This window comes from Janthinobacterium sp. FT14W (assembly GCF_009208755.1).
Taxonomy (GTDB): domain Bacteria; phylum Pseudomonadota; class Gammaproteobacteria; order Burkholderiales; family Burkholderiaceae_D; genus Janthinobacterium; species Janthinobacterium violaceinigrum.
In genome coordinates, this window is record NZ_WFLL01000063.1 from 1 (window position 1) to 26,596 (window position 26,596).

The window sequence follows — 26,596 nt, forward strand, 5'->3', positions numbered from 1 at the left end:
CGCCGGGGCCGCGTGCTGGGCATGGCGAGTCTCGTGCGCCGCCTCGACGGCTTGCCGTGCGCCTTGCTGCCGCCCGCGCGCCCCTACCTGGACTGGCTGGACGGCATCGGCTGCCGCACCCTGGGACAGCTGCGCCATTTGCCCCGGCCCGGCTTGCAGCGCCGCTGCGGCGGCGCCTTGCTGGACATGCTCGACGATGCGCATGGCCACAGCACGGAACTGCTCCTGTGGCTCGAAGCGCCGCCCACGTTCCGCGCCAGCCTGGAACTGTTCGATCGCGTGGAGCATGCGGAAGCGCTGCTGTTCGGCGCGCGCCGTTTGCTGCAGCAGATGACGGGCTGGCTGTGCGCGCGGCAATTTGCCGTCGAGCGCATCCAATTGCTGCTGGCCCACGAGCGGGGCAGGGTGGCGCGCCCGCCCACCGTCATCGACCTGTCCTTGGGCGAAGCCGTCTGGCGCGACGAGCATTTATTGCGTTTGCTCAAGGAGCGCCTGGCGCAGCTGGTGCTGGACGCCCCCGTGATCGGCCTTACCCTGGAAGCGCTGCAGGTGCAGCCCATGGCGCCGCCCAGCGACACCCTGTTCCCCGAGCCGGGCGGCACGCCGCAGGAGCGCCAGCGCCTGATGGAATTGCTGGTGGCGCGCCTGGGTGCCGAGAATGTCCTGCAGGCGGCGCCGCGCGCCGATTACCGGCCCGAAGCGGCCAACCAGTGGCTGCCGCTGCCGGCCAGGTCCGCTGCAAGAAACGCGGCGCCGGACTTGCCGCCCGGCTTGCCCGGCATGCCCCGTCCCGGCTGGCTGCTGGCCCAGCCCGTCGCCCTGCTGATGCGCGAACACCGGCCCTTCTATGGCTCGCCCCTGAAAATGGTGTCCGTGGCCGAGCGCATCGAGGCGGGCTGGTGGGGCCAGTCGCAGGCGCGCGATTATTTCATCGCCGAAGGCCTCGACCACGCCCACTACTGGGTCTACCGCGAACGCATCGCCGGCAGCGGCGAGGATGCCGCGCCGCGCTGGTTTTTGCATGGCTTGTTTGGCTGAAAGGGGGGGCGGGAGGCAGGCACGGGCAAGCCGGTTCCGGCGCCGTCCAGCAGAAGCGGGGATGCTTGGCTATACTTGCTTCCCGGTGCCGCGTATTTAATTCAAGTAAAGGATTTCCATGTCACAGCTTTCCGATTTTCCCATCACCCAGAAGTGGCCTGCCCGGCATCCCGAGCGCTTGCAGCTGTACTCGCTGCCGACGCCGAACGGCATCAAGGTGTCCATCCTGCTCGAAGAGCTGGGCCTGGCGTACGAGCCCCATCTGGTCAGCTTCGAACGCAACGAGCAGCTGTCGCCCGCCTTCCTGTCCCTCAATCCGAACAACAAGATTCCCGCCATCCTCGATCCGGACGGTCCCGGTGGCAAGCCGCTGGCCCTGTTCGAGTCGGGCGCCATCCTGCTGTACTTGGCGGAAAAGACGGGCAAGTTCATCCCTTCGGACGCGGGCCTGCGCTATGAAACCATCCAGTGGCTGATGTTCCAGATGGGCGGTATCGGCCCCATGTTTGGCCAGGTGGGCTTCTTCCATAAATTTGCCGGCAAGGAGTATGAAGACAAGCGTCCGCTGGAACGCTATCTGGGCGAAGCGAAACGGCTGTTGGGCGTGCTCGAGCAGCGCCTGCAGGGCCGCGACTGGATCATGGGCGGGCAATACACGATTGCCGACATCGCCATCTTCCCGTGGGTGCGCTGCCTGGTGGGATTCTACGGTGCGGGCGATCTGGTCGGCTTTGCCGATTTCCCGAACGTGCAGCGCGCGCTCGATGCCTTCCTTGCCCGTCCAGCCGTCGTCAAGGGCCTCGATATCCCCAAGCGCGACTGATCTTGCCAGCCGCCGGCGGCGGCCGGGCGGCGCTACAATGCGCCATCGGCCGCGCTGCGCGGCAGCTTTGATCTGAGACAATGAAATCCACCCGGCAAGATTTTCCCGGCGCACACGGCCATGTGCTGGCGGCGCGCCTCGATGCGCCCGACGGCGCCATCCGCGCGTACGCGCTGTTCGCCCACTGTTTTACCTGCGGCAAGGATGTGCTGGCCGCGCGGCGCATCGCGCAAGGCTTGACGGAGCACGGCATCGCCGTCCTGCGCTTCGACTTCACGGGACTGGGCGCCAGCGAGGGCGAGTTTGCCGCCACCAATTTCTCGTCGAACGTGGACGACCTGGTCGCCGCCGCCGACTTTCTGCGGGCCCGGCACGCCGCGCCGCAATTGCTGATCGGCCACAGCCTGGGCGGCGCCGCCGTGCTGGCTGCCGCCGCGCAAGTGCCGGAAGCGACGGCCATCGCCACCCTGGCCGCCCCCAGCACGCCCGCTTACGTCACGCGCATGTTCAGCGGCCACCTGGCGCAGATCGCCGCCGAGGGCGAGGCGCTGGTACAGCTGGAAGGGCGGCCGTTCCGCATCCGCCAGCAGTTCGTCGACGATGCGGGCAGCCACAGTTTGAAAGACCATATCGCGGGCCTGCGCCGCGCCCTGCTGGTGATGCATGCGCCGAACGACACGACGGTGAGCCTGTCGAACGCGATGGATATCTTTACGGCCGCCAAGCACCCGAAAAGCTTCGTTTCGCTCGACGATGCCGACCACTTGCTGACGGGGCGCGACGACGCGGCCTATGTGGCCAACGTCATCGCCGCCTGGAGCGCGCGCTACCTGCAGGCGCAGTAATCAGGAATCAGGCTGGGCCAGCTCGGCCAGGATGGCGTCGCAATCGGATTCATAGCCGTGCAGGGGCAAGGAGCGCAGCTTCCCTGCGTACCGCGCCATGGCGGCGGGGTCTTGCGTGGCAGCCGCGGCTTGCGCCTGCGTCGCCAGCTTGTCGATGACTGCGGCATAGCACATATTGCTGTTGAACGAGGTCGACAATACGCCCGCCTAAAAGGCCAGGGAAGCGATGGCCAGGATGGCGGCGGTGGCAATGGTGAAGCGGAGCATGGCGTCTTTCCATGAAAAACGCCGTACCGGCACTGGGCGGGTACGGCGTGGAGCGGAATATGGCTGGATGACTTGAATGCCTGGGCAATCCTGCCTGTATTTAGTCTTCGTCGAACTCTGCGGAAAGATCCTTCCAGCCCTTGCGCGCGGCAAAGGCGGAAAACTCTTCCGGCGCTTCCAGGACGATCAGTTTCTTGTCTTGCAGGCCCAGGTCGCCATGGCCGAAGTCGGGGCCTACATAGCCGAGGCTGCGCAAGCGGGCCAGGATGTGGCCGACCAGGGTCTTGTCCTTGCAGGCGCCCGCTTCAAGCGGGGCGGCGAAATCGACGTAGACGTCGATGATGCCGTAGCCTTCGTCGAAGATGCGGATGGCCTTGATGTCGTGGGCACGGCCGGAGCCGTCGGTGGCCTTGAAGGGGCCGCTGAGCTGGATATCGGTGTCATTGTTCATCTTGTCAGCATACACCAAAAGCGGCCCCCGCATAGGGGGCGCCGCGCAAAACCTTTGCCGATGCCACTGTCTCAGCGCGCTTGCAGGATGGCCGACAGGCGGTCGCGCGTGCCGGCGAGGCGCTCCAGTTGCGGGTACTGCAAGCCGCCGTGGTAGTCGAGCGCCACGGTCTGGAATTGCCTGCCTTTGCGAACCAGCAAGCTGATCGGCTGCGGGCTGGCCTTGGCCGCCTGGATGGCCGCCTTCAGCAGCTTGGGCGTGTAGGCCGTGCCATTGACGGCGAGCAAGGTCGTGTTGCCGGACAAGCCCGCCTTGAAGGCGGGGCCGTCCCACAGCACCTTATCCAGCTTGCCATCCTTGGCGATGCTCAAGCCCAGCGAATACGTGAGGTCCGTGCGCTTGCTGCGCTCTTCCTCGGCTTTCAGGAACGGCGTGGGCGTGTCGCGGTAGACCAGTTTCCAGCCGGCCCGGGCCAGGCCGTCCAGCGGCGCGCCGGGGCCGTGGCCGTCCAGGCGCGTGCGCAGGAACGTGGCCCAGTCGTGCGGCTGTACGGCGTTCAGGGCCGCCACCACGTCCTCGAAGGTGTAGGGCAGGGGCGTGGTGCTGCCGTCCTGCACGCCGAAGAAGGCGCGCGCGAAGTCGTCGAGCGAGCGGCGCTCGCCGGACAGTTCGCGGATGGCGGTATCGACGTCGAGCCAGACCAGCGCGCCTTCCATATAGTAGTCTTCATCGCGCTGCCAGCTGCTCCAGCCGATGGGACGGCGGCCATTGATGATGGGATCGTTGGTCGTGTCCTGCATGGCGCGCCAGCTGCGCCCCGGCATCACGTCGTAATGGGCGGCCGTCGCGGCGAACAGGTCGCGCATGTGGGCCGGGGCCACCAGGCCGGAGCGGGCTGCCAGCACATTGCCCCAGTACTGCGTCTGGCCTTCGTAGACCCACAGCAAGCTGTTTTGCAGCGGCGTGTTGAAGTCCGGCGTGTCCTGGCCGGCCGGACGGCGGAACTTGCCATTCCACGAATGCGTGAGCTCGTGCGGCAGCAGCACGCGCTCTGCCTCGTTCTTGTCCCAGTCGCTGAAATAGCCGGGCTTGACGCCGTTTTCGCTCGACTGCATGTGTTCGCGGCCAATGCCGCCGAACTCGTCGCTCAAGGCCAGCAGGAAATCGTAGTGGCGATAGTGGCGCGCGCCGAACAATTTATAAGCTTGCTGCATCATCGCGCGGTGTTTCTCGACTTGCTGCGGCGTCGCCTCCAGGCTGTCGGCGCTGTCGGCCATCACATTCAGGTGCACGGGCACTGCGGCGCCCGGGTCGAGGTCGATGCGCGCGAAATGGCGCCCCGCGAAGACGGGCGAGTCGACCAGGGTGTCGAGGTCCAGCGCTTCGAAATCGATCTGCTGGCTGGCCGGCGTCGCCGCCCGCGCGCGCACTTCCAGCGCGCTGGCAAATTCCCAGCCGGCCGGCAGGGTCAGGCTGGGCTGCACGACGATGTCGCGCGCGGCGCGCCCGGCCGGATACAGGGTCATCGCATGCCATTGCACGCCCAGCATGGCGCTGGTCATGGTGATGCGGCCCTGGCTCGTGTCGACGGGCGAGAGGAACTGGTATTGCGCTTCCACCGTGCTGGCGCCGGCCGGCACGTCCACGTGGAAGGCGAACATGTTGACGGGGTCGCGCTGCCATTCCAGGGGCGCGCCATTGGCCGACAGGCGCAGGCCGGCCAGCTGGTTCAGGGGACCGCTGGGGCCGTGGTTGCCCGGCACCCATTGCGGATACAGCAAGGTCAGCTTGCCCGGCGCGGCGGGAATGCTTTCGCGGATGCTGAACAGCTGCTGCGCCACATTGCTGGCATCGACGTGCAGCACGATGGGCGCGGGCGGGGCGGCGTGGGCGGAAGCGGCGACGAGAATGGCGAGGGACAGGCACAGGAGGGAACGGGCATGGGGCATGGGACGGGGCGGCGGGCTGGATGGCAAAGGACGAGTCTAGCATTCTGTAAAAATTTCTTACAAATTTAGCGGCGACTGGGGCGTTTTTCGCCGATTTCAAGGCCTTGAAAGGGGCTGGGCAGGCCGTATATCGGTAACAGGCGGATGCTCATGGTGAGGTCCGCCCCTCTTATCGCTTTAATGAAAAGGATAGTTATCATGCGTACTTTTGACCTTGCCCCTCTGTACCGTTCCGCCATCGGCTTCGACCGCCTGGCACAGCTGCTCAACGAACAGCGCGCCGATGCGCAGCCCAGCTACCCACCCTACAACATCGAACTGGTATCGGAAGATAAATACCGGATCGTGATGGCATTGGCCGGTTTCTCGCGTGAAGAGATCGACATCATCACGGAGCGCGATTCCCTGCACGTCACGGGCCGCAAACAGAAAGACGGCGTCGAGCGCACGTTCTTGCACCGCGGCATCGCTGCCCGCGATTTCGAACAGCGTTTCCAGCTGGCCAACCATGTGAAGGTCACGGGTGCCACGTTTGAAAACGGCATGCTGACCATCGACCTGGTGCGTGAAGTGCCGGAAGCGCTGAAACCGCGCAAGATCGAGATCGGCACCGGCAGCGGCGCCACCATCAGCACCCTGGAACAGCGCCAGGCAGCCTGATGCGGCCTGAGTGAGCTGATGCCGGCGCCATGCGCCGGCATTGACAGGAGGGAACATCCCCTCCCCATGCAGTAAAATACTGGCCGGTCGATCCGGCCAGTGTCACGTCCGGCGTCCGTTCGGACCCCGCCGCGGGCCTCCATCGATCGCCATGCGGCGTGCGTGCGGCAAACAAGATTAAACCCCGCTTAAAGGCGCAAACGCCTGTTTCCAAATGGAAAAATGTTAAGCACCGCCTAAGACTCGTGGCCCACTATTGCATACATCAAAATCTCATTGAATGAGGAGCAATTCATGGAACAGCAAACGAATACCGCATCGCTGAAAATCAAACGCACCGTAGCCGCGCTGGCCGCGATCGGTGTGCTGGGCGCCGGCGGCGCCATGGTGATCCATCAAAACAATGCCGGCGCGAATGCTGCCGCTGGCGCGCCTGCCGCCCCCGTGGCTGCTGCCGTCGCGCCTGCCACCGCCGCCGCACCGCTGGTGGCCTTGCCCGACTTTAGCCAGATCGCCGCGCGCAACAGCCCGGCCGTCGTCAATATCAGCGTGACGGGCAGCACCAAGGTGGCCTACGACCCATCGGCCCAGGCCGGCAACGACGACTTCGGCAACGACCCGTTCTTCGAGTTCTTCCGCCGCTTCCAGGGGCCGCAAGGGGGCCAGCGGGGCGGCCGCGACGTGCCCACGCACGGCCTCGGTTCCGGCTTCATCGTCAGCCCGGACGGCGTCATCATGACGAATGCCCACGTGGTGCGCGATGCGCGCGAAGTGACGGTCAAGCTGAACGACCGCCGCGAATTCCGCGCCAAGGTGCTGGGCTCGGATCCGAAGACGGATATCGCCGTGCTGAAGATCGACGCCAACAACCTGCCCGTCGTGCCGCTCGGCCACTCGAGCGACCTGAAAGTGGGCGAATGGGTGCTGGCCATCGGTTCGCCTTATGGCTTCGACAGCACGGTGACGGCGGGCGTGGTCAGCGCCAAGGGCCGCTCCCTGCCGGACGACAGCAACGTACCCTTCATCCAGACGGACGTGGCGGTCAATCCCGGCAACTCGGGCGGCCCCCTGTTCAACACGCGCGGCGAAGTGGTGGGCATCAATTCGCAGATCTACAGCCAGACGGGCGGCTTCCAGGGCCTGTCGTTCGCCATTCCCATCGACCTGGCCAGCCGCATCAAGGACCAGATCGTCGCCACGGGCAAGGCCAGCCATGCCAAGCTGGGCGTGACGGTACAGGAAGTGAACCAGGGCTTTGCCGACTCGTTCAAGCTGGCCACGCCGGAAGGCGCGCTGGTGGCCAACGTGGAGCGGGGCAGCCCGGCCGACAAGGCGGGCCTGAAGTCGGGCGACGTGGTGCGCAAGGTGAATGGCCAGCGCATCATCGGCTCGGCCGACCTGCCGGCGCTGGTGGGTACGTCCTTGCCAGGCGATAAGATCAGCATGGACGTCTGGCGCGACGGCAAGATCGTCAGCCTGACGGCAACGCTCGGCAATGCAGCCGACAAGGTGGCCGAAGTGGCCAAGAGCGACAGCGCCGCGGGCAAGGTAAAACTGGGCCTGGCCCTGCGTCCGTTACAATCGGATGAAAAACGCGAGGCGGGCATCAGCGCCGGCCTGCTGGTGGAAGACGCGGGCGGCGCGGCGGCGAATGCCGGGGTGCAGCCGGGCGACGTGTTATTGTCGGTCAATGGCCGTCCCGTCAACACCGTCGAGCAGGTGCGCGACGTGGTCGAGAAATCCGCCAAGTCCGTGGCCTTGCTGATACAGCGGGGACCGGACAAGATTTTCATTCCCGTGCGGCTGGGGTAAATACCGGGGTCAGTCACTTCGTGATCGGAATGTGTCCCATCGGGACACATTCCCCCGTCGGGGCCGACCCCAGCTTTTCATCTTTTTGGGTGAAAGCAAGCATAACAAGATAGAAAGGCAAGCCATGCGCTTATTGCTGGTAGAAGACGATACGATGATCGGCGAGGTGGTGCTCGACTTGCTGCGCGCCGAGCATTACGCGGTGGACTGGGTCAAGGATGGCGACATGGCCGATACGGCCCTGCAGACGCAGACCTACGACCTGGTGCTGCTGGACCTGGGCTTGCCCCGCAAGGATGGCCTCGACGTGCTGCGTTCGATGCGGCTGCGCAAGCTCGACACGCCCGTGCTGGTGGCCACGGCGCGCGACGCCGTCGAGCAGCGCATCGCGGGCCTGGATGCGGGCGCCGACGATTACGTCTTGAAGCCGTACGACCTCGACGAACTGCTGGCGCGCATCCGCGCCCTGCTGCGGCGCGCCTCGGGGCGGCCGGAACCGGTTTTCGAACACCAGGGCGTGTCGATCAATCCGCTGACGCGCGAAGTGATCGCCGAAGGCCATCCCGTCAACCTGTCGGCGCGCGAATGGGCCGTGCTGGAGGCGCTGATCGCGCGTCCCGGCATCGTGCTGTCGCGCGCGCAGCTGGAAGAAAAACTGTACAGCTGGAAGGATGAAGTCAACAGCAATGCCGTGGAAGTGTATATCCACGGCTTGCGCAAGAAGCTGGGCAGCGACTTGATCCAGAACGTGCGCGGCCTCGGCTACATGGTGCCCAAGGCATGAGGATGAAAGTCACGGTGACGCACTCGCTGCGCGGCCGTCTGCTGTGGTTCCTGCTGGCGGCCATCATCATGGCGGCCCTGGCGCAGGCCTCGATCGCCTACCGCAGCGCCCTGTACGACGCCGACCAGATTTTCGACTACCACATGCAGCAGATGGCCCTGTCGCTGCGCTCCGGCGCGCCGCTGGCCAACCACGCGCAGGCGTTGCCGGCCGACCCCGTCAACAACGACATGGTGGTGCAGGTGTGGACGCCGGACGGCGTGCAGGTGTTCCGCTCGATCACGCGCGCGGAACTGCCGCAGCGCGCCGTGCTGGGCTTTTCCAACGTGAAGGCGAACGGCACCACCTACCGCATCTTTTCCGTGCAGACCAGTTCCCAGACCGTGCAGATCGCCCAGGACATGGCCGTCCGGAAGCGCATGGCCGGCAGCCTGGCGCTGCGCACGGTGGGCCCCATCGCGCTGATGGCGCCCATCCTGATGCTGGTCGTCTGGTGGGTGGTCAGCGGTTCGCTGGCGCCCGTCTCGCGCGTGCGCAAGCAGGTGGCGGCGCGCCAGGCGGACGATCTGTCGCCCGTCTCGGAAGCGGGCTTGCCCGACGAAGTGCGGCCCCTCGTGCATGAACTGAATCTGCTGTTCGGGCGTGTCAAGACGGCGTTCGACGCGCAGCAGCATTTCGTCGCCGACGCCGCGCATGAATTGCGCACGCCGCTGGCGGCCCTGAAACTGCAGGTGCTGAGCCTGGAGCGGGCCGAATCGGCGGAAAAGCGCAGCCTGGCCATTTCCCGCGTGAGCGCCGGCATCGAACGGGCCACGCGCCTGGTCGAGCAGCTGCTGGTGCTGGCGCGCCAGGAGGCGAGCGCCGCCAGCGGCGACCAGCTGCAGGCGGTGGACTTGAACGATGTCGTCAAGCGGGCGCTGGGCGACATGGCCGGCATCGCGCAGGCGCGCAAGATCGACCTTGGCCTGCACCACATGGACCCGGCCAAGGTGGCGGGCCAGGCCGATGCGCTCAACATCATGCTGCGCAACCTGGTCGACAACGCCATCAAGTACACGCCGCAGGGCGGCACGGTGGACATCGACCTGCGCGCCAGCCCCGTCGGCGTGACCTTGTCCGTGGAGGACAGCGGCCCCGGCATCCCGCCCGAGGAGCGCGAGCGCGTCTTCAGCCGCTTCTACCGCGTGCCCGGCACGGACGCCAACGGCAGCGGCCTGGGGCTGGCCATCATCAAGGCCATCGCCGAGCGCCATGGCGCGCGCCTGGTGCTGGACAAGTCCGGGCGCCTGGGCGGCCTGTGCGTGCGCGTGGAATTCCCCCTGCCGGCGAAAAAATGAGGCAGATTTCCCTCCGCCTGGCCCTGGCGTGAGGCCAATCTTTAATCTGCTGCATTGACGCGCGCGCCGTGGCCCTATATTGTCTGCGAAACAAGCAGAACCAGACCACGGAGCGCACATGCAGAAGATCGGATTTTCAGGAACCCTCGACCCCATCACCAACGGCCATATGTGGGTGCTCGGCGAAGCGCGCTCGCTTGCCGACGAGGTGATCGTGTTCCTGTCGCAAAACCCCGCCAAGAAACCCCAGTTCCCGGCCGAAGACCGCAAGCGCATCATCGAGCAGAGCGCGCGCGAGTGCGGCTGGGACAATGTGCAGGTCGTCATCGTCAAGGGCGACTACACGGCGCGCGCGGCGAAAAAGCATGGCTGCGACTACCTGATACGCGGCATCCGCACGACGGCCGATTTCGACTATGAAAACCTGATCCAGCAAACCAATGTGGACGTGCTTGCGGGCGCCAAGACGATTTTTGTCATGCCGCCGCGCGACCTCGGCTCCGTCAGCTCCAGCTTCGTCAAGGCGCTGGAAGGCCCCGTCGGCTGGAACTGGACCATGAAGAAATTCGTCCCCGGTCCCGCCTACCAGGCGTGGATACTCGACTGCCTGCGCAAGGAGTGGGAAGCGCTGTGGAATTACGCCACCGCTTCCCAGGCCGACATCGCGCTGGCGGACCACTGGTTCGCGCACCTGACGGGGCCGCAGGCGTATGGCGGCCCTGAGCGCCACTATCACAACCTCGACCACCTGGTGCACGGCCTGTCCGAGATCCGCGTGTGGGCCGACAATACCTATGCACCCAAGCGCGACAGCGCGCTGGTCAAGAAGGCGTTCTGGTTCCACGACGCCGTCTACAGCCACGATGAAGACGCCCTGTATTCGAGCGAAGAGGCGAGCGCCCAGCTGTGGCTGGCCAGCGGCCTCGATGCGGGCGATAACCTGGATGTGGCGCAATTGATACGCGCCACCGACCATTTCCAGGGCCCCGGCATCAGCCACGCGCTGAAAGACGCCATGCTCAGCGCCGACCTGGCCATCCTGGGGCAGGACGATGAAGTCTATCAAGCCTACACGCAAGCCATCGTGCGCGAATATGCGCACGTGGATCCCGTGCGCTTCAACGAGCAGCGGGGCCTGGCGCTGCAGCACCTGTGCGCCAAGGCGCAGGCGGGCCAGCTGTTTGGCGATGCGTATTTTGCCGGCCAGTACAACGAGCGGGCAATCGAGAACATGCAGAAGGAGATCGCGGCGCTGGCCGGCTGATTGCCGTCAGGGGAGGGCAGCCGCATGCGCGAGCGCATCGTCGAGCCGGTCGTTGCCCCAGAATAGTTCGCCGTCGCTGAGGAAGCTGGGGGCGCCGAACAGGTGCAGTGCTTGCGCCTGTTCCGTCTGGCGGCGCAGGCGCAGCTTGTTGTCCGGTGTCAAAGCCAGCGCCACGATGGCGCCCGCATCGAGGCCCAGCCCTGTCAAAGCTTCGCTGACGGCTTCGAGCTTGTCGATGTCGCGGTCGTCGGCGAAATTCATCGTCATCATGCGGCGCGCAAACGGCGCGATCCAGCCCTGGTCCGCGCCGACCAGCGCCACGCGCATGGGCAGCAGGGCCGTGCGGGGAAAGGCGGTGGGCTGGCGCCACGGCAAGTCGTATTTGTCGCACTGGCGCGCCATGTCGCGCCACGTGTAATCGCCCTTGATTTTTTGCAAGACGAACGGCGAGGTTTCCCAGCCCAGCGCCTTGAAGACGACGCCCAGCAGGAAGGGTTTCCAGATCACCTGCACCTTCTTTTCACGCGCCAGCGCCTCGATGCGCATGGCGCTCAGGTAGCTGTAGTTGCTGCCGAAGTCGAACCAGAATTCCAGTGTGGCCATGGTCTCTTTTCCATGCGGTAGCGCAGGGGTGATCCTGCGCCGGGGCGCGGAGGCCGGGCTGCAGCGCCGGCCCCCGCTTGTCGTCCTAGCGCGGCGTGGCCGCTGCCTTGCTCCGCGCCACGTGCAGTTTTTTGAAGCTGTCGATCAGGCGCTGGTGCCGGTCGAGGCCTTCCAGTTGCATGCTGGTGGGCGTCAGGCCGAAGAAGCGCACGCTGCCGTCCACGGAACCCAGCACCGCGTCCATGCGGGCGTCGCCGAACATGCGGCGGAAATTGTGCACGTAATCGTCCAGCTCCAGCTCGTCATTGAGCTCCACTTCCAGCACCACGTTCAAGGCTTGATAGAACAGTTTGCGCTCGAGCGTGTTGTCGTTGTACTGCAGGAAGGTTTCCACCAGCTCTTTCGCTTCCTCGAATTGCTGCAGGACGAGCTGTATCAGCAGTTTCAATTCCAGAGTCGTCAGCTGGCCCCAGACCGTATTTTCGTCAAACTCGATGCCGATCAGGGTGGCGATGTCGCCATACTCGTCGAGCTCGCTGTTTTCCAGGCGGTCCAGCAGGTCTTCCAGGCTGGCATCGTCCAGGCGGTGCAGGTTCAGGATGTCGGCGCGGAACAGCAGCGCCTTGTTGGTGTTGTCCCAGATTAAATCCTCGACCGGATAGACTTCCGAATAACCGGGCACGAGGATGCGGCAGGCGGTGGCGCCCAGCTGGTCATACTCGGCCGTGTAGACTTCCTTGCCCATGCCGGCGAGGATGCCGAACAGGGTTGCCGCTTCCTCGGCATTCGAGTTGTCGCCATGGCCGGAAAAATCCCACTCGACAAAATCGTAATCGGCCTTGGCGCTGAAGAAACGCCACGAGACGATGCCGCTGGAATCGATGAAGTGTTCGACGAAGTTGTTCGGCTCGGTGACGGCTTCGCTGGCAAACGTGGGCTGCGGCAAGTCGTTCAAGCCTTCGAAGCTGCGGCCCTGCAGCAATTCCGTCAGACTGCGCTCGAGCGCCACTTCCAGGCTCGGATGCGCGCCGAACGAGGCAAACACGCCGCCCGTGCGCGGGTTCATCAGGGTGACGCACATCACCGGGTACACGCCGCCCAGCGACGCATCTTTCACCAGCACGTGGAAACCCTGTTCTTCCAGCCCCTGTATGCCGGCCACGATGCCCGGATACTTCGCCAGCACCTCCTGCGGCACGTCGGGCAGGGCGATTTCGCCTTCGAGGATTTCGCGCTTGACGGCCCGTTCGAAAATTTCCGACAAGCATTGCACCTGGGCTTCGGCCAGGGTATTGCCGGCGCTCATGCCATTGCTGACATACAAGTTTTCAATCAGGTTGGACGGGAAATACACGGTCTCGCCATCGGACTGGCGCACATACGGCAGCGAGCAGATGCCGCGCTCCGCATTGCCGGAGTTGGTGTCGATCAGGTGCGAACCGCGCAGCTCGCCATCGGCATCGTAGATGGCCAGGCAATAGGCATCGAGAATCTCTTTCGGCAGCGCATCCTTGCGGCCCGGCTTGAACCAGCGCTCGTTCGGGTAATGGACAAAATCCGCGTTGGCGATGTCGTTGCCCCAGAACGATCCCGCGTAGAAATGATTGTTGCTGAGCCGTTCGATATACTCGCCCAGGGCCGACGCCAGCGCGCTTTCCTTGGTCGAACCCTTGCCGTTGGTGAAACACATGGGCGAGTGCGCATCGCGGATGTGCAGCGACCACACGTTGGGAATGATGTTGCGCCACGAGGCGATTTCAATCTTGATGCCCAGGCCAGCCAGCAGGCTGGACATATTGGCGATGGTCTGTTCCAGCGGCAAGTCCTTGCCCACGATATAGGTGCTCGCGCCAGGGGCCGGATTCAAGGTCAGCAGGGCCTGGGCGTCGGCGTCCAGGCTCTCCACCTCTTCAATGACGAACTCGGGGCCCGCCTGCACCACTTTCTTGACCGTGCAACGGTCGATCGAGCGCAGGATGCCCTGACGGTCCTTGGCCGAGATATCGGCCGGCAGCTCGACCTGGATCTTGAAAATCTGCTGGTAACGGTTTTCCGGGTCAACAATATTGTTTTGCGACAGACGGATATTTTCGGTTGAAATATTGCGCGTATCGCAATACAACTTCACGAAGTACGCGGCACACAGTGCCGATGATGCCAAAAAGTAATCGAACGGGCCGGGCGCCGAACCATCGCCCTTATAGCGGATGGGCTGGTCGGCGATGACCGTAAAATCGTCGAACTTGGCTTCGAGACGCAGCTTGTCGAGAAAGTTGACTTTAATTTCCATGGGAGAATCCAATACTGTGCATATGAGTTAGCCGCTATTATCCGTGCTTTCCGCCGCACGGAAAAGATTGTTCACTGCGGCCACGCTGGCGGGGCGCCGCCGGAGCAGGCGGGCAGGGCGCACACGGGGCAGGTGCCCCTGGGAAGCGGACACGCGGCTGCCCAGAGCGGGCGGTGGCAAATTGCACTGCCGGGACGCGCCTGTTATCATCGTTTGCATTCAAGGCAACGACTATCTGGAGTTCACAGTGACGGCATACATCCCCGCATTGATCTGGCTGCTCTCGGCAGTGGCTTGCCACCTGATTGCCAAACGGCGCCTTTTGAAAAGAACGGCCGTCAGGGACATGACCGTGGCTCTGACCGGCCCGTTTGCCATCCCCTGGTTTCTTATCGCCAAGGCCGAGAAGCCTGACGACGCGAGCACCTGCTGGTCCGGGCTGCGCATCTGCAGCAGCTGGAATCCGTGCATGGCCGGGGCGGGTGTTGAATTTTTCATTCTTTGGCACGGAGGAAGAGTATGCAAGTCAAGCGAATCGTTGCAAATTTCTCGACGCCGGATGTGGCACTGGCCCGGACTTTTTACCAGGACGTGCTGGGTCTCAACCTTGTAATGGACCACGGCTGGATCGTCACATATGGTTTGCCAACCGAAATGAGCGTTCAGGTGAGCTTTGCGACGGAAGGCGGCTCGAACACGGCGGTGCCGGACCTTTCCATTGAAGTCGATGACGTGGATGCCGCATTGGCGCGCATGTCGGCCGCCGGGTTTGCCATCGAATATGGAATTGTCGATGAACCCTGGGGCGTCAGGCGGTTTTTCGTGCGCGACCCTTTCGGCAAACTCATCAATATTCTGTCGCACGCCTAGGCGGGGCGCCAGCGGCCGCGCTGGGCGCAAGCCATCTTTCATCCAGCGCCTGCCATCCGGCCGCATATTGATGCCGACAATGATGCAGACAAAAAAACAGCGGCTGCCCATGCTGGCGCAGCCGCTGTTTTTTCAGGCGCACAGGGCGATCAGAACTTCACCCACAGCCGGCCGAAGTAGGAAGCGCCGTTCAGGCCGAACTGCACGCTGTCGTATTTGAAGCCGTTATCCGTTTCATCCGGATTCTGCGTGGTGGGCTTGACGTTGAAGATGTTGTTGCCGCCAAACGTCAGCTTGGTGTTCTTGTTGATGCTGTAGGTAAAACTCAGGTCGGCCGACGTCTTGGCCGCGTAGCGGGCGTTGGGCACGCCGGCGGCCGTGCCGCTGAAGGTGCCCAGGGTTTGCGGGCCAAAATAAATGATGCGCAGGTCCGATTCCAGCTTGCCCGTGATGTAGTCGAAGCCCAGGGTGGCTTTTGCGCGGGGGCCGCCCTGTTCGATGAACAGGCGTTCGCGCTCGGACAGCAGCACGTCTTCATAGCCTTTCAGCGAATCCGGCGTCTTGACCTTCGTCACTTCCGTCTTGCTCAGGTTCAAGGCCAGGAAGGTGTTCAGGCGGTTGCCGGCCAATTCTCCCTTGTGCGAGGCCGTCAGGTCCAGCCCCCGCGTGCGCGTGTCGATGGAATTGACGAAGAATTGCGCCTCGCCCACGCCCAGGAGGGCCAGGCGCGCGGCCAGGTCCGGGTAGTTGTCCGCATTGAAGCGGCCCGACAGCACGATGCGGTCCTTGATCTTGATGTTGTACAAGTCGGCCGTCACGGAAATGGCCTGCGTGGGCGTCCAGGTGGTGCCGAAGGTAAAGCTGGTGGACTTTTCCTCTTTCAGCTTGGGGATGCCGGCCGCGTTGGCGACGGCGCCGCCGTTGGGCGCCAGCACCACATCCGTGGGCACGCCGCCGATGAAGTCGGTGAAGGTGGACGAGAAATACACCTGCTGCAACGATGGCGCGCGGAAACCCGTGCTGGCCGAGCCGCGCAGCAGCACGTCGTGCGCCACTTTATAGCTGGCGGCCAGCTTGCCCGTCACGGTGGAACCGAAATCGCTGAATTTTTCATAGCGCAGGGCGGCCTGGGTTTTCAGGCGTTCCGTCCAGTCCAGTTCCACGTCGCCATACGCGGCGATGCTGTGGCGTCTGGCCTTGGTGGCGTCGCCGGGCTGGAAGCCGGGAAAGCCCTGGCTGCCCGCGTTGCCGCCCACGCCCACGCCGTCGGCGTCGATGTAGGAACCGGGTTCGCCGGCCATGATCTTGTATTCCTCGCTGCGGTATTCGGCGCCGAAGGCCACGTTCATGCCGCTCATTACCGTGTCGTAGTAACGGCTGAAGTCGGCGTTGCTGGTCAGCTGCTGGAACGAGAAGCCGCCCGCGTCGTAGCTGCTGGCGCTGACGCCCTTGCCGCCGTTCATCAGGTCGAGGTTGGCGATGGACGCGTTCAAGGTATGGCTGATGTCGTAGCGCATCTTGTTGTAGCCATAGGTTTGCGAAAAGTCCGCATGCCATTCGCCGATCTGGCTGCGGTGGCCGATGGTGGCGTACTGGTCGTCGATCTTGCCGTTGATGAAAGGCACGAAACCGTCCGGGTACATGGCGGCGGAATTGCGCGACGGGATGTCGTCGCTGCCGATGCCGCCCCGGCCGAACGCGGCGCTGGATGCATCGCGCGTCTGCGCGCCGGCCGTGAAGTACAGCTTGCCCGTGCTGCTGGTGGCGTAGTCGCCATTGATGTACAGGGTTTTGTTTTTCGACTTGGTGTCGCCGATGATGCGCATGCTGTCCGCATCGGCCCGGTTCGAGCGGCCGCGGTCCAGGTATTCGCCCGTGATGGCCAGGGTGCCCTTGTCGCCCAGCGCGATGCCGCAATAGGCGGACGTCATGTAGTTCTTGCCGTCGCCTGCGGAATACTGGCTGTAGCCGGCCACCGCTTCGCAGCCCAGGCTTTTCTTCAGTTCGATGTCGATCACGCCGGCAATGGCGTCCGAGCCGTACTGGGCGGCGGCACCGTCGCGCAGCACTTGCACGTTCTTGATCGCCAGCAAAGGAATCGCATTCATGTCCGTGCCCGTGTTGCCGCGGTTGCGCGCGCCGAACAGGTTGACGAGGGCCGTCGTGTGGCGCCGCTTGCCATTGACCAGCACCAGGGTCTGGTCAGAGCCGAGGCCGCGCAGGGCGGCCGAATCGATCAGGTCGGCCCCGTCGGCGCCCGTCTGGCGCGTGGAATTGAACGAGGGCGAGATGTATTGCAGCGATTGCGCCAGGTCGAACTGGCCGCCCTGTTCTGCCACCTTGGAAATGGGAATGATATCGACCGGCACCATGGTATCGGTGGCGGAGCTGGCGACCCGGCGCGAGCCGACCACGCTGACCGTTTGCACGGGACCGTCCGTGGCGGCCGCTGCCGTGCTCTGGGCCATGGCGGCGGGGCTGAAGGCGGCCAGGGCGGCGCTGCCGTACAGGCTGATGAGGACTGCTTTACGCAAGGTGGTGAGGGTCGGCACGCAGTATCTCCAAGTGGCTGATGAGCAAGATTCGTGACTTGATTCTAGTGCCATCTTTTCGGCATTCACCAGCGATACTTTGTTTTGTTATTACAAATTTGCTGTAACTGTTGTTTCCTGGTTGATTATCTTTTGGCCGCTGCCCCGCTTGCCTTGTCGTGGTGCAGCATGCCCCGTTCAGGTGCTGCGTTGCACCATGCCGCCCACCCAGATGGCTTGCGCGCCGTACTGCACTTCGATCAGGCAGGGCTGCTGCGTCACGTGGCCCTGGTGCAGGCGTAGCGACTGCTGCAGGTGCGCTGCCAGCGCGCCCGCCGCCACGCCCGTGGCGCTGTCTTCCAGCGCCGGGTCCAGGTGGTTGAAGTTGCGCCCTTCGTATTCCTGCTCGCCCGTGCGGCAATACGCATAGCAGCCGTTGACCTGATGCAAGGCACTCCAGTCGGCGATCAGTTCCAGGTTCGGCCGCAGTGCGCGCAGGGTGGTGCGGTCGGCCACTTCCAGCAGCAGCTTCGGACTGCCGACGGACGCGACCACGGGTGGCGACGGCAAGCGCATGTGCTGCCCCATGAGCTCGGACGGCACATATTGTTCCACCAGGACGGCAGGCGCCGGCTGCGGCGCCAGGCCGATGAACAATCCCTCCGCGCGGCGCACCAGCTGCAAGGCCTGTCCGCGCATGGCGGTGCTGATCGTCAGCGCCGCCGGCGCGTCGGGCGCCGTCAGCAGTACATGCGCGGCGGCCAGGGTGGCGTGCAGGCACAGGGGGCTGCGCGTGTGCGGATAAAAATAGTCGAGCACGAGGCATCCCTCCGCGCCGTCCGCCTGGCGGTCGAGGAAGACGCAGGCGCTGACCTGGCGTTCGCGGGCAAAGGCCTGGCGCTGCGCTTGCGTGCCGTGGTCGTTTTCCACGACCAGCGCCGTATTGCCGCCACCGGGGGCGGTGCCGAAACATTTTAATGAGTGGACGATCATGGCGGGCACTGTGCAAGGTAAAACCCCAGCATAACTGAGATGGCCGTTTTCAGATGAGTATAATATACTGTGTTTATATACAGTATTGAGGTAGATCATGGGGAGCGCAGTCCTGCCCGAGTATGCTGAGTTGTACTGCCTGAGCAATTTCAGCTTCCTGCATGGGGCCTCGCATGCGGAAGAGCTGGTGGCGCGCGCTGTCCAGCTTGCTTACAGGGCGCTGGCCATCACGGACGAGTGCTCGCTGGCCGGTGTCGTGCGCGCCCATGCGACAGCCAAGCGGGCTGGTTTTCCCTTGATTATCGGTGCGCACTTTCACTTGACGCAAGCCGATGGCAGCCCGGGTCCGTCCCTGCTGGCGCTGGTACAGGACCGCGATGGTTACGGCAACTTGTCGGAGCTGATCACCATGGCGCGCACGCGGGCGGCCAAGGGCCGCTATCTGCTGACGCCCGACGATTTTGCCGCGCCTTCGGAGGAGTGTGCCCATTTGCGGGGATTGCCGGGCTGTCTGATGATCTTGCTGCCCAGCTATCCGGCCCAGCCGGGGACGCTGCGCGCGCAGGGAGAGTGGATGCTATCGACCTTTGGGGACAAGCGCAGCTGGATAGGCCTGAACCTGTTGCAGCGGGCGCAGGATGACGCGCACCGCCTTGCCGTGCAGGACGCGGCGCAGGCGCTGGGCTTGCCCGTGGTGGCCGTCGGCCATGTGTGCATGCATGTGCGTTCGCGCAAGCCCTTGCTCGACACCTTGTGCGCGATACGCGTGGGCAAACCCGTGGGCGAGTGCGGCTATGCGCTGGCGCAAAACGCGGAGCAGCATCTGCGCGCGCGCTTGCGCCTGGCCAATGTGTATCCGCCGCAGGCGCTGGCGGAAACCCTGCGCATCGCGGACCTGTGCACATTTTCCCTCGACAGCTTGCGCTATGACTATCCCGACGAACTGGTGCCGGACGGCCACACGCCGGTCACGTATTTGCGCGAGGAAACGTATGCGGGCGCGCACATCCGCTTTCCGCTGGGCATACCGGCAAACGTGCAGGAGCAGATCGAGCAAGAGCTGGAGCTGATCGCCGAGCTGTCGTATGAAGCGTATTTTTTGACCGTGTACGACATCGTACGCTTTGCCCGTTCGCAAAACATCCTGTGCCAGGGCCGGGGCTCGGCCGCCAATTCGGCCGTCTGCTATTGCCTGCAAATTACAGAAGTGGACCCGGCGCGCGGCAATTCCCTGGTCGGGCGTTTCATGTCGCGCGAGCGCAACGAGCCGCCCGACATCGACGTCGATTTCGAGCACCAGCGGCGCGAAGAGGTGATTCAATATATCTACGGCAAGTATGGCCGCGAGCGGGCCGCCCTGGCGGCCGTGGTGATCAGCTACCGGCCCAAAAGCGCCTTGCGCGACAGCGGCCGGGCGCTGGGGATCGACCTGGCCATCGTGGAAAAGGTGGCCAAGGCGCACCGCTGGTTCGACGGCAAGCGCGATCTGCTGGAGCGCCTGGCCGAATGCGGGCTGGACCCGGAAGCGGCATTGTCGCAGCAGTGGGCCGGCCTGGCGCAGCAGCTGCTGGGCTTTCCCCGCCATTTGTCCCAGCATCCGGGCGGCTTTGTGATTGCGCAAGGCAAGTTGTCGCGCCTGGTGCCCATCGAAAACGCGGCCATGGCCGAGCGCAGCGTCATCGAGTGGGACAAGAACGACCTCGAGGAACTGGGCTTGATGAAGGTCGATGTGCTGGCGCTGGGCATGCTGTCGGCCCTGCGCCGCGCCCTGGAAATGGTGAGTGCGCGGCGCGGCGAGGAATTCCGCCTGCAGGATATCCCGGCCGAAGACCCCGCCACCTACGACATGATGTGCGAGGCCGATACCATCGGCGTGTTCCAGATCGAGTCGCGCGCGCAGATGAGCATGCTGCCCCGGCTGCGTCCCCGCGAGTTCTACGACCTCGTCATCGAAGTGGCGCTCGTGCGTCCCGGCCCCATCCAGGGCGGCATGGTGCATCCGTATCTGCAGCGGCGCCAGCAGAAGGAAGCGGTCGACTATCCGAAGGGCCTGGAAAAGGCGCTGGGCCGCACTCTGGGCATTCCCATCTTCCAGGAGCAGGTGATGCAGGTGGCCGTCATCGCGGCCGGTTTCACGCCCGGCGAAGCGGACCAGTTGCGGCGCGCCATGGCGGCCTGGAAACGCAAGGGCGGCATGAACAATTACGAGGCCCGCATCGTCAATGCCATGGTGGAGAATGGTTACGACAAGGAGTTTGCCAAGGCCATCTTCAGCCAGATCGAAGGCTTTGGCGAATACGGTTTTCCCGAATCGCACGCGGCCAGTTTTGCGCTGCTCACGTATGCCAGTTCCTGGCTGAAATGCCACGAGCCGGCCGCCTTCCTGTGCGCCTTGCTCAACAGTCAGCCCATGGGCTTTTACAGTCCCTCGCAACTGGTGCAGGATGCGCGTCGGCATGGCGTGCAAGTGCTGCCTGTCGATGTGGCCGTCAGCGGCTGGGAAGCGGCATTGGAAGAAGGGCAGGGCGCCGCGCCCGCCGTGCGCCTGGGCTTGAACAGCCTGTTCGGCATGCGCGTGGAGGCCGCCCGGCGCATCGAGGATGCGCGCGCCATCGCCGCCTTCGTCGACGTGGCCGACCTGGCCCGGCGTGGCGGCCTGGACCGCCATGACTTGCAGGTGCTGGCCGCCGGCAACGCCCTGCATGCGCTGGCCGGCCACCGGCGCGCGGCCCTGTGGCAGGCGGCCGGCGCCGTGCCCGACAAGGATTTGCTGCGGCTTACCACGCACGAGGAAGACTTGCCCGTGCTGGGCGCGCCCACGGAAGGCGAGAGCATCGTCAGCGATTACCGCGCGCAGGGCCTGACCCTGGGCCGCCACCCGCTGGCGCTGCTGCGCAGGCAATTGCTGGAGCAGCGTTTCATGCCCGCGTCCGCGCTGGCCAGCTACACGGATGGCCAGCTGGCGCGCGCCTGCGGCATCGTCACCGTGCGCCAGCGCCCGGGCACGGCCAAGGGCGTGATTTTCATGACCCTGGAAGACGAAACGGGCACCGTCAACGTCATCGTCTGGCCCGACCTGGCGGAAAGCCAGCGGCGCGAAGTGCTGAGCGCGCCGCTGCTGGGCGTGTACGGCGTGTGGCAGCGCGAGGGCATCGTGCGCAACCTGGTGGCCAAGCGCCTGGTCGACATGTCGCACCTGCTTGGACGCTTGAGAACCAGCAGCCGCGATTTCTGTTGAGAGTTGCCGGTGGGGGGAGGGCATGGCATTATTTGCAGATGACAACATTACCCGAACCGATCATGCGTCCCGCCCTGGTCGCCGACGCACCCGCCATCGTCGCCCTGATCGACGACCTGATGCCCTTTTTGACCCTGCACCCGGACGGCGCGGGGGCGGACAAGTTCATCGAACATTGCCGCCAGCCAGCCATCGAAGGCTATCTGTCCGATCTGCGCTATGCCTACCAGCTCGCGCATATCGACGGCGAGCTGGCCGGCGTGGTGGCCATGCGCGACCACACGCATCTGTTCCACATGTTCGTGCCGCGCGCGCTGCACCGGCGCGGCATGGCGCGCCGCCTGTGGCAGGCCGCCCGCGATGCCTCGCTGGCCAGGGGCGGCGTGACGGCGTTTACCGTCAATTCCTCGGCCTACGCCTTGCCCCTGTACGAAAGCCTGGGCTTTGTCGCCACGGGACCCAAGGTGGAGACGGGCGGCATCGCTTTCGTGCCGATGCGCATGGAGTTGTAAAAATAACCCGACGGCAAGGGCCGGGGTCAGACCCGGCGGGTCTGACCCCAGTTTTTGCTTGCAGGCTTATGGCGCTTATTTACCAGCGCACGATCTTGCCCGGATTCATGATGTTCTTCGGGTCCAGCGCGTGCTTGAGGGCACGCATGGTGTCGATGGCGCCTTCGCCGTGCTCTTCCACGAGGAAGGCCATCTTGTGCATGCCCACGCCATGCTCGCCCGTGCACGTGCCGTCCATGCCGATGGCGCGCGTGACCATGTCGCTGTTGACCTTTTCCGCGCGCGCGATGTCGGCTGGGTCGTCCGGATCGACCAGCATCTGCACGTGGAAATTGCCGTCGCCCACGTGGCCGATGATGGCGTAGACGAGGCCTTGCGCTTCGCAATCGGCCTGGGTGGTGAGGATGCATTCGGCCAGGCGCGAAATGGGCACGCAGCAATCGGTGGAAATGGCGCGGCTGCCGGGGCGCATCTGCAGCAGGGCGAAATACGCGTTGTGGCGCGCGGCCCACAGGCGCGAGCGGTCTTCGGGACGGCTGGCCCATTCGAAATCGCTGGCGCCGTGTTCCGCCGCGATGGCTTGCACCTGCTGCGCCTGCTCGGCCACGCCGGCCGGCGTGCCGTGGAATTCAAACAGCAACAGCGGCTTTTGCGGCAAGGCCATCTTGTCGTAGGCGTTGATGGCTTTGACGCCATTTTCATCGAGAAACTCGACCCGCGCCACGGGAATACCCATCTGGATGGTCTGGATCACGGCGCTGACGGCCTCGCCCGTGCCTGGAAACGAGCACACGGCCGCCGAGATCGCTTCCGGCAGCGGATACAGTTTCACCGTCACTTCCGTGATGATGCCCAGGGTGCCTTCGCTGCCGACGAACAAGCGCGTCAGGTCGTAGCCGGCCGACGATTTTTTCGCCCTGGTCCCCGTCTTGATGATGCGGCCATCGGCCGTCACCACCGTCAGGGCCAGCACGTTTTCGCGCATGGTGCCGTAGCGCACGGCGTTCGTGCCCGAGGCGCGCGTGGCCGCCATGCCGCCCAGCGATGCATTGGCGCCCGGGTCGATGGGGAAGAACAGGCCCGTGTCGCGCAGCTCCTCGTTCAGTTGCTTGCGCGTCACGCCCGCCTGCACGGTGGCCGTCAAGTCTTCACCATGCACGGCTACCATCTGCTTCATTTGCGACAGATCAATCGTCACGCCGCCGTGCAGGGCCAGCACGTGGCCTTCCAGCGAGGTGCCGCTGCCATAGGCGATGACGGGCACGTCGTGCGCGCTGCACAGCTTGACGGCGGCCGCCACTTCCTCGGTGGAATGGGCGAAGATGACGGCGTCCGGCAGCATGGGGGGATAGCTCGACTCGTCGCGGCCATGCTGGGTGCGCATGGCTTGCGTCATGGAAAAGCGGTCGGCAAAGATCAGGGAAAGTACGGCAGCAAGGGATACGGGCAGCGGTTTTTTCAGCACCGCCAACTGGTCAGTTTGATTCACGCAAGTCCTCCGTTTTTTTTATTCTACTCCGCGTCCGGATATTTCACCGAAGCACCATATTGATGTTTGCCAGTTGTAAAAAAATCTGCATGGTTCGTCGTGTCTTGGTTGTAAATGAGAATCATTTCTATTAGAATGCCCGCCAGTAGTTATTTTGCAATGCGTGCTTCAACCCGAAAGGCCATGCCATGAAATTCCCCCTGTCCTTCTCCGCCGTCCTGCCCGCCTGCATGCTGGCCCTGAGCGCCTGCAGCAGCGTGGCTCCAGCGACTGACGCTGCCGCCGGTACCGCTTCCGCCGCCACGCAAGACGTGCGCCAGCTGGGCGAAATCGTCGACCTGCGCAGCGGCCAGCGCCTGAGCGCCGAGCAATTGCTGGCCCAGCTGGCCGCCGCGCCCCGGGTCATCGTCGGCGAGCAGCATGACCAGCTCAGCCATCACAAGATCGAGCAATGGCTGCTGCAGCAATTGCAGGGCCAGCGCCCGCAAGGCAGCGTGCTGCTGGAAATGCTGAATCCGGACCAGCAAGCCAAGGTGGACAAGGTCAAGCCGTGGCTGCAGACGGACCCCGTCGTGCGCCCCGAGCACGTGGCCGAGCTGCTGGCCTGGCAGCCCAGCTGGAAGTGGGAGCAATATGGCGACCTGGTGATGACCGTGATGCGCGCGCCGTATCCCGTCTGGTCGGCCAACCTGGACCGCAGCGAAATCAAGCAGCTGTTTATCGACAAGCCGGCCGTGCAGGGCAAGCATTCGAACCTGGCCAACGATGGCAAGGTGCATGACAAATTGAAGGACATCATCCGCGTCATGCATGACAACCAGATCGACGAGCCGCGCCTGGCCGCCATGCTGTCGGTGCAGCAGCAGCGCGACCGCCGCATGGCCGAGCGCCTGCTGGCCGCGCCCGCGCCGGCCGTGCTGATCGCCGGCGCCTACCATGCGCACAAGGATCTGGGCGTGCCGCTGCACGTGCAGGACTTGACGGGCGGCCCCGCGCCGCTGGTGCTGGTGCTGGCGCAGCAGGGCGCCGCCGTGCAGGCGTCGCAGGCGGACTTCGTGTGGTTCACGCCGCCAGTTGCCGCAACTGCAGCCGTCGCCAGCGCCAAGTAAACCGTTTCACCTCCGCCGGGTGTTCAGCCCGGCACTCTTCCCCAGCAAGCTCCCCCGCAGCAGCCAGGTAGTCCGTCCGATTTTTTTGCATGCGCGTGCGCGCCGTTGGCGCAGCCATGCCTGTTAACTACTGAAGCTTTCATGCGTATCCCTTTGTTCCATATCAACGCCGCCGGTGGCGTGTTTCTTTCCTTGTTCCATGCCGCGGCGCAAGCGTCCGCCTTGCCGCACGACATGTCGCCGCTGGGCATGTTCTTCGCCGCCGACCAGGTCGTCAAAAGCGTGCTCATCGGTTTATTGCTTGCCGCGCTGGCCACCTGGGTGGTCTTGCTGGTGAAGGGCGCCAGCTTGCTGACAGCGGGGCGCGAAGCGGCGCAAGCCGTCGCCGTGCTGAAGACGGCCAGCTCCCTGCCGGACGCTGCCGCGAAAGTGGAGGGCGCCGGCAAACGCTCGCTGGCGCAGCAGCTGCTCGATGACGTGCAGCAGGAGCTGAGCCTGTCGCACGCGCATGCGCCGGCGGCGGCCCTGAAGGAGCGGGCCGGCTTTCGCCAGGAACAGTGGATCGCGCAGCAGGTGCGCGCCATGACGCAGGGCATAGGCTTGCTGGCCAGCATAGGCGCCGTGGCGCCGTTCGTCGGCCTGTTCGGCACCGTGTGGGGCATCATGAACAGTTTCATCGGCATCGCCGCCAGCCAGAGCACGAACCTGGCGACAGTGGCGCCCGGCATCGCGGAAGCCTTGCTGGCCACGGCCCTGGGCCTGGTGGCGGCGATTCCCGCCGTCGTCATCTATAACGTCTTGAGCCGCGGCATCAACCAGTACAAGGCGCAGCTGCGCGCCGCCTCCGCGCAAGTGCTGCTGATGCTGAGCCGCGACCTCGACACGCGCAAGCAGGCCTGAGCCATGGCCAGCCTTTTTCCTGTGCCGGACGACGACGCGGCCGACATGCCGGAGCTCTGCGAGATCAATGTCACGCCCTTCATCGACGTGATGCTGGTGCTGCTGATCATTTTCATGGTGGTCTCGCCGCTGGCCACCGTCGACCTGAAGATCGACTTGCCGGCCGCTACGGCCAAGCCCGAGCCGCGTCCCGAAAAACCGCTGTTCGTATCGCTGAAGGCGGACCGCAGCCTGTACTTGGGCGAGTCGCCCGTGGCGCGCGAGCAGCTGGGCCGTTTGCTCGACGCCGAGACGGGCGGCGACCGCCAGCGCACCTTGTTTTTCCAGGCCGACAAGCAGGCCGCATATGAAGACGTGCTGGGCGTGATGGATGCGCTGCGCCAGGCCGGTTATCTGAAAGTGGGCCTGGTGGGCCGGGAGGGCGGGTGAGTGCGCCGTCCACGCTGGCGCCGCGTCCCGTCCTGAACTGGGGCATCGCCACGGCGCTGGTGGTCGCCACGGCGCTGGCATTGCTGCTGTGGGCCGGCTGGCAGCCCGTTGCCGTGGCGCCTGCCAATCCGGCCGCCAGCGTGATGGTGGTGTTTGCCGCGCAGGCGACATCGCCGGAAACGCAGGTTGCGCAGGCCGTGGGCGCGCGCCAGTCGGCCGCGTCCAGCGATGCCCGACCGGCAAAGAGCACGGCCCGGCAAGAGGCGCTGCCCGTGCTGGCGCGCGCCGCCGCGCCGGACATCGTCGCGGCGGAAAGGGCCGTGCAGGCGGCAGCCAGTCCCTCGCCGGAGCCGGCCAAGGAGGCCGCCAGGGAAACATCGTCCGTGCCGGCGCAAGCCAGCA

Annotated in this window: 22 protein-coding genes and 1 pseudogene; 15 read left to right on the forward strand and 8 right to left on the reverse strand. The window is 64.7% G+C overall.

The window, feature by feature from the left end:
• The 3 genes from GCN74_RS25920 to GCN74_RS25930 form a co-directional block, all read left to right on the forward strand.
• The coding region (locus GCN74_RS25920) for a Y-family DNA polymerase (protein ID WP_152259322.1) at window positions 1-1,038 on the forward strand (1,038 nt) is incomplete at its 5' end.
• Between the two features lie 118 nt (window positions 1,039-1,156).
• Window positions 1,157-1,861 (forward strand): glutathione S-transferase N-terminal domain-containing protein, encoded by a 705-nt coding sequence (locus GCN74_RS25925; RefSeq protein ID WP_152259323.1) that lies wholly within the window; start codon window positions 1,157-1,159, stop codon window positions 1,859-1,861.
• An 80-nt stretch (window positions 1,862-1,941) separates the two neighbouring features.
• Window positions 1,942-2,706 carry an alpha/beta hydrolase family protein gene (locus GCN74_RS25930; protein WP_152259324.1) on the forward strand — a complete coding sequence of 255 codons (765 nt, stop codon included), beginning with the start codon at window positions 1,942-1,944 and terminating at the stop codon, window positions 2,704-2,706.
• Here the strand turns inward: GCN74_RS25930 and GCN74_RS25935 are convergent, their stop codons facing one another.
• The 3 genes from GCN74_RS25935 to GCN74_RS25945 all read right to left on the reverse strand — a co-directional run bounded on the left by GCN74_RS25935 (window position 2,707) and on the right by GCN74_RS25945 (window position 5,400).
• Window positions 2,707-2,904 carry a hypothetical protein gene (locus tag GCN74_RS25935; RefSeq protein WP_152259325.1) on the reverse strand — a complete coding sequence of 66 codons (198 nt, stop codon included), beginning with the start codon at window positions 2,902-2,904 and terminating at the stop codon, window positions 2,707-2,709.
• A 169-nt stretch (window positions 2,905-3,073) separates the two neighbouring features.
• Window positions 3,074-3,424: a hypothetical protein gene (locus GCN74_RS25940; RefSeq protein WP_152259326.1), complete on the reverse strand. Its 351-nt coding sequence runs from the start codon at window positions 3,422-3,424 to the stop codon at window positions 3,074-3,076.
• Between the two features lie 71 nt (window positions 3,425-3,495).
• Window positions 3,496-5,400, reverse strand: a complete 1,905-nt coding sequence (locus GCN74_RS25945) for a M61 family metallopeptidase (protein WP_226939226.1) — start codon at window positions 5,398-5,400, stop codon at window positions 3,496-3,498.
• A 171-nt stretch (window positions 5,401-5,571) separates the two neighbouring features.
• Between GCN74_RS25945 and GCN74_RS25950 the strand changes: the two genes are divergently transcribed.
• The 5 genes from GCN74_RS25950 (at window position 5,572) to coaD (ending at window position 11,230) form a co-directional block, all read left to right on the forward strand.
• Window positions 5,572-6,033, forward strand: coding sequence for an Hsp20 family protein (locus GCN74_RS25950; RefSeq protein ID WP_152259327.1), 462 nt, complete (start codon window positions 5,572-5,574; stop codon window positions 6,031-6,033).
• 294 nt (window positions 6,034-6,327) lie between these two features.
• Window positions 6,328-7,845, forward strand: a complete 1,518-nt coding sequence (locus GCN74_RS25955) for a Do family serine endopeptidase (RefSeq protein ID WP_152259328.1) — start codon at window positions 6,328-6,330, stop codon at window positions 7,843-7,845.
• A 124-nt stretch (window positions 7,846-7,969) separates the two neighbouring features.
• A complete protein-coding gene (locus tag GCN74_RS25960) occupies window positions 7,970-8,629 on the forward strand; it encodes a response regulator transcription factor (protein WP_070221454.1) in 660 nt (219 codons plus the stop codon).
• A gap of 2 nt (window positions 8,630-8,631) precedes the next feature.
• The gene (locus tag GCN74_RS25965; protein WP_152259340.1) at window positions 8,632-9,966 is read left to right on the forward strand and encodes an ATP-binding protein; all 1,335 of its coding nucleotides are present in this window, start codon (window positions 8,632-8,634) and stop codon (window positions 9,964-9,966) included.
• Between the two features lie 118 nt (window positions 9,967-10,084).
• Window positions 10,085-11,230 (forward strand): pantetheine-phosphate adenylyltransferase, encoded by a 1,146-nt coding sequence (gene coaD / locus GCN74_RS25970; RefSeq protein ID WP_152259329.1) that lies wholly within the window; start codon window positions 10,085-10,087, stop codon window positions 11,228-11,230.
• Between the two features lie 6 nt (window positions 11,231-11,236).
• Here the strand turns inward: coaD and GCN74_RS25975 are convergent, their stop codons facing one another.
• On the reverse strand, window positions 11,237-11,833 hold the full coding sequence (locus GCN74_RS25975) for a 2-hydroxychromene-2-carboxylate isomerase (protein ID WP_152259330.1): 597 nt from the start codon (window positions 11,831-11,833) through the stop codon (window positions 11,237-11,239).
• An 85-nt stretch (window positions 11,834-11,918) separates the two neighbouring features.
• Complete coding sequence (locus GCN74_RS25980) at window positions 11,919-14,123, reverse strand: OsmC domain/YcaO domain-containing protein (RefSeq protein WP_152259331.1); 2,205 nt, start codon at window positions 14,121-14,123, stop codon at window positions 11,919-11,921.
• Between the two features lie 519 nt (window positions 14,124-14,642).
• On the opposite strand from GCN74_RS25980, the gene GCN74_RS25985 reads away from it, so the two are divergent.
• The gene (locus GCN74_RS25985) at window positions 14,643-14,993 is read left to right on the forward strand and encodes a VOC family protein (RefSeq protein ID WP_152259332.1); all 351 of its coding nucleotides are present in this window, start codon (window positions 14,643-14,645) and stop codon (window positions 14,991-14,993) included.
• 149 nt (window positions 14,994-15,142) lie between these two features.
• Here the strand turns inward: GCN74_RS25985 and GCN74_RS25990 are convergent, their stop codons facing one another.
• A complete protein-coding gene (locus GCN74_RS25990) occupies window positions 15,143-17,545 on the reverse strand; it encodes a TonB-dependent receptor plug domain-containing protein (RefSeq protein WP_152259333.1) in 2,403 nt (800 codons plus the stop codon).
• A 177-nt stretch (window positions 17,546-17,722) separates the two neighbouring features.
• On the reverse strand, window positions 17,723-18,517 hold the full coding sequence (locus tag GCN74_RS25995; RefSeq protein WP_152259334.1) for a PhzF family phenazine biosynthesis protein: 795 nt from the start codon (window positions 18,515-18,517) through the stop codon (window positions 17,723-17,725).
• Window positions 18,518-18,614: 97 nt separating this feature from the next.
• On the opposite strand from GCN74_RS25995, the gene GCN74_RS26000 reads away from it, so the two are divergent.
• Window positions 18,615-21,755, forward strand: coding sequence for an error-prone DNA polymerase (locus tag GCN74_RS26000; RefSeq protein ID WP_152259335.1), 3,141 nt, complete (start codon window positions 18,615-18,617; stop codon window positions 21,753-21,755).
• Between the two features lie 38 nt (window positions 21,756-21,793).
• A complete protein-coding gene (locus GCN74_RS26005; RefSeq protein ID WP_226939227.1) occupies window positions 21,794-22,267 on the forward strand; it encodes a GNAT family N-acetyltransferase in 474 nt (157 codons plus the stop codon).
• Between the two features lie 79 nt (window positions 22,268-22,346).
• On the opposite strand, the gene GCN74_RS26010 is transcribed toward GCN74_RS26005, so the two are convergent.
• Entirely contained in the window at window positions 22,347-23,756 is a 1,410-nt protein-coding gene (locus GCN74_RS26010) for an FAD-binding oxidoreductase (protein WP_413541564.1), read from the reverse strand.
• 188 nt (window positions 23,757-23,944) lie between these two features.
• On the opposite strand from GCN74_RS26010, the gene GCN74_RS26015 reads away from it, so the two are divergent.
• The 4 genes and pseudogenes from GCN74_RS26015 to GCN74_RS26030 form a co-directional block, all read left to right on the forward strand.
• On the forward strand, window positions 23,945-24,865 hold the full coding sequence (locus GCN74_RS26015) for a ChaN family lipoprotein (protein WP_152259336.1): 921 nt from the start codon (window positions 23,945-23,947) through the stop codon (window positions 24,863-24,865).
• A 141-nt stretch (window positions 24,866-25,006) separates the two neighbouring features.
• On the forward strand, window positions 25,007-25,765 hold the full coding sequence (gene exbB, locus GCN74_RS26020; protein WP_152259337.1) for a tonB-system energizer ExbB: 759 nt from the start codon (window positions 25,007-25,009) through the stop codon (window positions 25,763-25,765).
• Window positions 25,766-25,768: 3 nt separating this feature from the next.
• A complete protein-coding gene (gene exbD, locus GCN74_RS26025; RefSeq protein WP_152259338.1) occupies window positions 25,769-26,194 on the forward strand; it encodes a TonB system transport protein ExbD in 426 nt (141 codons plus the stop codon).
• Window positions 26,191-26,596 (forward strand): annotated as a pseudogene (locus GCN74_RS26030) (hypothetical protein); the annotation flags it as partial. The gene exbD and the pseudogene GCN74_RS26030, both read left to right, overlap by 4 nt.